This window comes from Gemmatimonadota bacterium (assembly GCA_016209965.1).
Classification (GTDB): Bacteria; Gemmatimonadota; Gemmatimonadetes; order Longimicrobiales; family RSA9; genus JACQVE01.
This window is the reverse complement of the sequence record JACQVE010000092.1, coordinates 1-3,685: the sequence shown is the minus strand read 5'-3', so window position 1 is coordinate 3,685 and position 3,685 is coordinate 1. Positions and strand designations below refer to the sequence as shown.

Annotated in this window: 6 protein-coding genes; 3 read left to right on the top strand and 3 right to left on the bottom strand. The window is 66.8% G+C overall.

Annotation, left to right across the window (positions count from 1 at the left end):
- Positions 1-2 precede the first annotated feature (2 nt).
- Positions 3-1,052 carry a calcium/proton exchanger gene (gene cax, locus HY703_03880; GenBank protein ID MBI4544314.1) on the bottom strand — a complete coding sequence of 350 codons (1,050 nt, stop codon included), beginning with the start codon at positions 1,050-1,052 and terminating at the stop codon, positions 3-5.
- A 489-nt stretch (positions 1,053-1,541) separates the two neighbouring features.
- On the opposite strand from cax, the gene HY703_03875 reads away from it, so the two are divergent.
- Positions 1,542-1,739 (top strand): hypothetical protein, encoded by a 198-nt coding sequence (locus HY703_03875; protein MBI4544313.1) that lies wholly within the window; start codon positions 1,542-1,544, stop codon positions 1,737-1,739.
- A gap of 158 nt (positions 1,740-1,897) precedes the next feature.
- A complete protein-coding gene (locus HY703_03870) occupies positions 1,898-2,260 on the top strand; it encodes a hypothetical protein (GenBank protein ID MBI4544312.1) in 363 nt (120 codons plus the stop codon).
- A 10-nt stretch (positions 2,261-2,270) separates the two neighbouring features.
- Here the strand turns inward: HY703_03870 and HY703_03865 are convergent, their stop codons facing one another.
- On the bottom strand, positions 2,271-2,510 hold the full coding sequence (locus HY703_03865; protein ID MBI4544311.1) for a hypothetical protein: 240 nt from the start codon (positions 2,508-2,510) through the stop codon (positions 2,271-2,273).
- A 182-nt stretch (positions 2,511-2,692) separates the two neighbouring features.
- Between HY703_03865 and HY703_03860 the strand changes: the two genes are divergently transcribed.
- Positions 2,693-2,953, top strand: a complete 261-nt coding sequence (locus tag HY703_03860; protein ID MBI4544310.1) for a hypothetical protein — start codon at positions 2,693-2,695, stop codon at positions 2,951-2,953.
- A 63-nt stretch (positions 2,954-3,016) separates the two neighbouring features.
- Here the strand turns inward: HY703_03860 and HY703_03855 are convergent, their stop codons facing one another.
- Complete coding sequence (locus tag HY703_03855) at positions 3,017-3,457, bottom strand: single-stranded DNA-binding protein (protein MBI4544309.1); 441 nt, start codon at positions 3,455-3,457, stop codon at positions 3,017-3,019.
- Positions 3,458-3,685: the final 228 nt, after the last annotated feature.

The window sequence follows — 3,685 nt, the reverse complement described above, 5'->3', positions numbered from 1 at the left end:
GGTCAATAGAAGTAGAAGGTCACGGCCAGGAAAAGGTACACGGCCAGGAGCTGCACTCCCTCGAACCAGTGGGACTCACCGTCCAGCGAGATGATGGTGATGATCCCCGTCGCCAGTGCCACGGCCACCACTTCCAGACTGGTGAACACGAAGTCCATGGGCTGGCCGAACGCCAGCGCCACGAACACCAGGACCGGCGCCACCAGTAGCGCCACCTGCGTGCTGGAACCGATCGCGATCCCGAGCGCCAGGTCCATCTTGTTCTTGGCCGCCATCCATACCGCCGCCGCATGCTCCGCCGCATTGCCGATCAAGGGGATGACGATCACGCCCACGAACAGCTCCGTCACGCCCAGCGCCGAAATCGCCTCTTCCGTCGCCGAGACCAGGATCTCGCTCATGAGCGCCACCCCCGCCGTCGCCAGCAGCAGGTAAGACAGCGCCCGTTTCACCGACCATGCGCCTTCCTCCACCTCTGCCACTTCCCCCGCCGGGCCCAGCAGCCGCTTGTGCGTGTGGAGCGTGAACAGCAAGCTTACGCCATACACCACGATCAGCACCGCCGCCACGGCTATCGACAGCCTCAGCGTAGCACCCCCGCCTCCCCGCGGGTGGGTCATGGCAAACAGCGCCGGCAGCACCAGCCCTACCACCGCCAGCATCAGCATCGCCGCCGCTACCCCCGCCGCCCGCGCATTGAAGCTCTGCGTCTGGTGGCGAACTCCCCCGAGCAGCAGCGCCAGTCCCAGGATCAGCAGCAGGTTGCCCAGGATCGAGCCCGTCAGCGACGCCTTCACCAGGTCCAGCAAGCCGGCCCGCACGGCCAGGATCGTAATGATCAGCTCCGCAGCATTCCCCAACGTCGCGTTGAGCAGCCCGCCCACCGTGGGACCCGTGTGCCAGGCCAGCTCCTCCGTCGCACGCCCCAGCACCGCCGACAAGGGCACGATCGCCAGAGCCGCCGCGCCAAACACCCACGCCGCCGGCGCCTGCGCTGCCTCCAGTACCACAGCAGCCGGAATCAGCAAGAACAAGCCGTAGAGCCAGCGCATGGGCCGGCCACCCTACACCCCTGACCCACCCCTGTCAATCGCTCCCACTCCCGCTCCCGCTCCCAGTCCCGCTCCCACTCCCGCTCCCGACCCCACCGCAGGGCAAGCCCAAGGCGAGCTCGCCTTCCTACCCCAAAAACATCGGTTTACCGACCCCGACACATGCTCCATATTCCTATCTCTCTGTCCCCTAAACCCCCGTCCGCCCATGACTTCAGCCGTGGAAACAAGTGCCTTTGCACAACTCCGCCCCAGGGCGCACCGGCCAAACCTGCGGCTAAGCCCGATCTGCTAAGTGCTTGCCAATCAACATGATAGCGTAACGAATTGGGAGAACACAGCTTAGCAAAAGCCTTGACGCCGGCAGCGGGCGCCTCTATCTTTGCGGCTCATCGTCGGCCGGGAGCACCGAGCAGGGCCGGCGAGGAGCCTCCCCGACAGTCGCGACGCCTTTTTTGATATTTTTTATTCATGCCCGAGGAAAGCTCTATGTGGGACACGACTCCGGTCGAGCTGCGCGTCGAACTGCCTCCGGAAGTGGCCGCCGAGGTGCTGCGGATGCAGCAGCGTTATCCGGAGGTGATTCGCAGCATCATCATGTACGGGGTGACCCGGTGGGCTTTTTTCGAGCATCTCGCGGGCGCGATCCCGATTCCGTCGCGGGACGACCCGGCCTTCCATACTTGACGGGAGCGCTTCCTCTCCTTTAGGCTAACAGGGTTCTGAGCCCGCGACGGCGCGCGTTCGGAGACGGTGCTCTGCGGACTGGAGCTGTGGAGAAGCCCACGGAGCCGTGCGGTGCGGTGGGCGGGTGCGGCGTCGGGGCTCCCTAACCCTGTTTTCCCATGGCACCGGAACCAGCGGATCTTCAGGTTCTGCGCGCGAAGTACCTGGACTGGTGTTCTGCTCGCCTGGCAGAGCAGTTTCTGCAATTGACTCCCGACGAGATTTACGAGCTGGCGCAGCAGGCCTTTCCCGCCGAGCCGGCGGAGCTGGATTCTGCTGCTGCGGCGGGATCCCCGGCCCCTTTGCCGGCCCCAGAAGGTGGGGTGCGGGCCGGCTCGTACAGCGAGCTGGTAGGCCGCGTCACGGAGGCCCTGGCTGCGCGCCTGGCGCTGCCTTCATTCTCCGAGTGGGTGGCCGCCTACCGGGCGGCGCCCGAGCAATACGAGGAAGAGCTTCTGGGCTTCTGGAAGAAGGAACAGTAGAAGGTCGGCACTACTGCCGCTGCCCTATACGGTAGACGTGCCACCAGGTGCCGACCACGGCCGCGACCCCCGCTGCCAGCAGCAGGACGCCCACCAATCCCCAGCCGAGCCCCCAATCCAGGCGCTGGTTCTGGAAACCGCGGAACGAGCTCCACAGCGCGCTGGCGGCCATGGCCACCCAGAGCGCGCCAATCGCTCCGCCGATGGCCATGATCACACTGCTGCGCATCCCCGCTGTGCCCCTGCTCATCTCGCACCTCGCACCAGCCGGGAGTCGAGACGGCGCCAATATAGGCTGACGCTCACCTGCGGCAAGGGATTGCGCGCCTGGGCGCCAGCTTCCATCCTGCGCCTGGTGGCCGAGTCTCTAGTGCCGCGGCATTGGTGGATTCGACCCCTCAGGCACGACAGTCAGGATAGGCGGAGAGCAAGATGACCGTCACTGCCGGTGCCCTCATGCAGGTCGGGACGCGCGTGCGCATACGCCCCGGACCGTTCCCCCTGGATCCGGCTGCTCTCGGACGAACGGGTGTGCTCGTGGATTCCAGTGAGTACCGGCCCCACTCCTACGGCGTCGTGCTGGACGGCGAGACCGAGGCCAGATACTTCACGCGCGCGGAGCTGGAAACGCTGCAGCCGTGGACGCTGCCCGCGGAGCGCGAGGCGGCGAAGCGCCGGCCGGCGCTGCCTTGAGTGGTCGAATTCACCAATAGGGCGGCATTCGGCCGCCGTACTTATGAACTCGACCACTGAGGCTCAGAAGGGCAGGTCGTCGTCTTCCTCGAACGGCGACGCCGCGGCCGGCGCCGCGTCCTGACGCGGCTGGCGCCAGGCTCCACCTCCCTCGCCGCTCGCGCCGCCGGCCGGCTGGCTGAGCATGACCATTTCCCGGACCACGACATCGGTCCAGTAGCGGACGTTCCCCTTATCGTCCTCGCTCTGGGAGTACTCGATCCGCCCCTCCACGTAGAGCCGGTCCCCCTTGTGGACGTATTGCTCCACGATCTCGGCCAGCCGGTCCCAGAAGGTCAGACGGTGCCACTCCGTCTTGTCCTGCTGCTGGCCGCTCCGGTCCCGGAAGGTGCGGTTCGTGGCCAGCGACACCTTGGCCACCTTGACGCCGCCGGCCGTCGAGCGCACCTCGGGCTCCGATCCCACGTTCCCGATCAACATTGCCTTGTTCAGTGAACGGCTCATGTCACCCACCTTTCCTACCGTTGCCGGCGCTGCGCGGCCGCCTCCCGCCCGCCTTTGTGCTGGTTGGGCTGCAATCTAAGGGCGGGGCCGGGGCGGTGCCATGGGCGGGAGGGCCAGACGCGGGCTTGGGGGGTCTAGGCCCGGACGGCCGCGCGCGGGCGGCTGCGCGCGCGATAAAGCCGCAGCAGCTCCGTGGTCACGGGGCCCGGCCGCCCGCCGCCAATAGGC

Coding starts and splice junctions, on each gene's coding strand:
- cax (MBI4544314.1), bottom strand. CDS start 1,052: ATGCGCTGGCTCTACGGCTTGTTCTTGCTGATTCCGGCTGCTGTGGTA.
- HY703_03875 (MBI4544313.1), top strand. CDS start 1,542: ATGTGGGACACGACTCCGGTCGAGCTGCGCGTCGAACTGCCTCCGGAA.
- HY703_03870 (MBI4544312.1), top strand. CDS start 1,898: ATGGCACCGGAACCAGCGGATCTTCAGGTTCTGCGCGCGAAGTACCTG.
- HY703_03865 (MBI4544311.1), bottom strand. CDS start 2,510: ATGAGCAGGGGCACAGCGGGGATGCGCAGCAGTGTGATCATGGCCATC.
- HY703_03860 (MBI4544310.1), top strand. CDS start 2,693: ATGACCGTCACTGCCGGTGCCCTCATGCAGGTCGGGACGCGCGTGCGC.
- HY703_03855 (MBI4544309.1), bottom strand. CDS start 3,457: ATGAGCCGTTCACTGAACAAGGCAATGTTGATCGGGAACGTGGGATCG.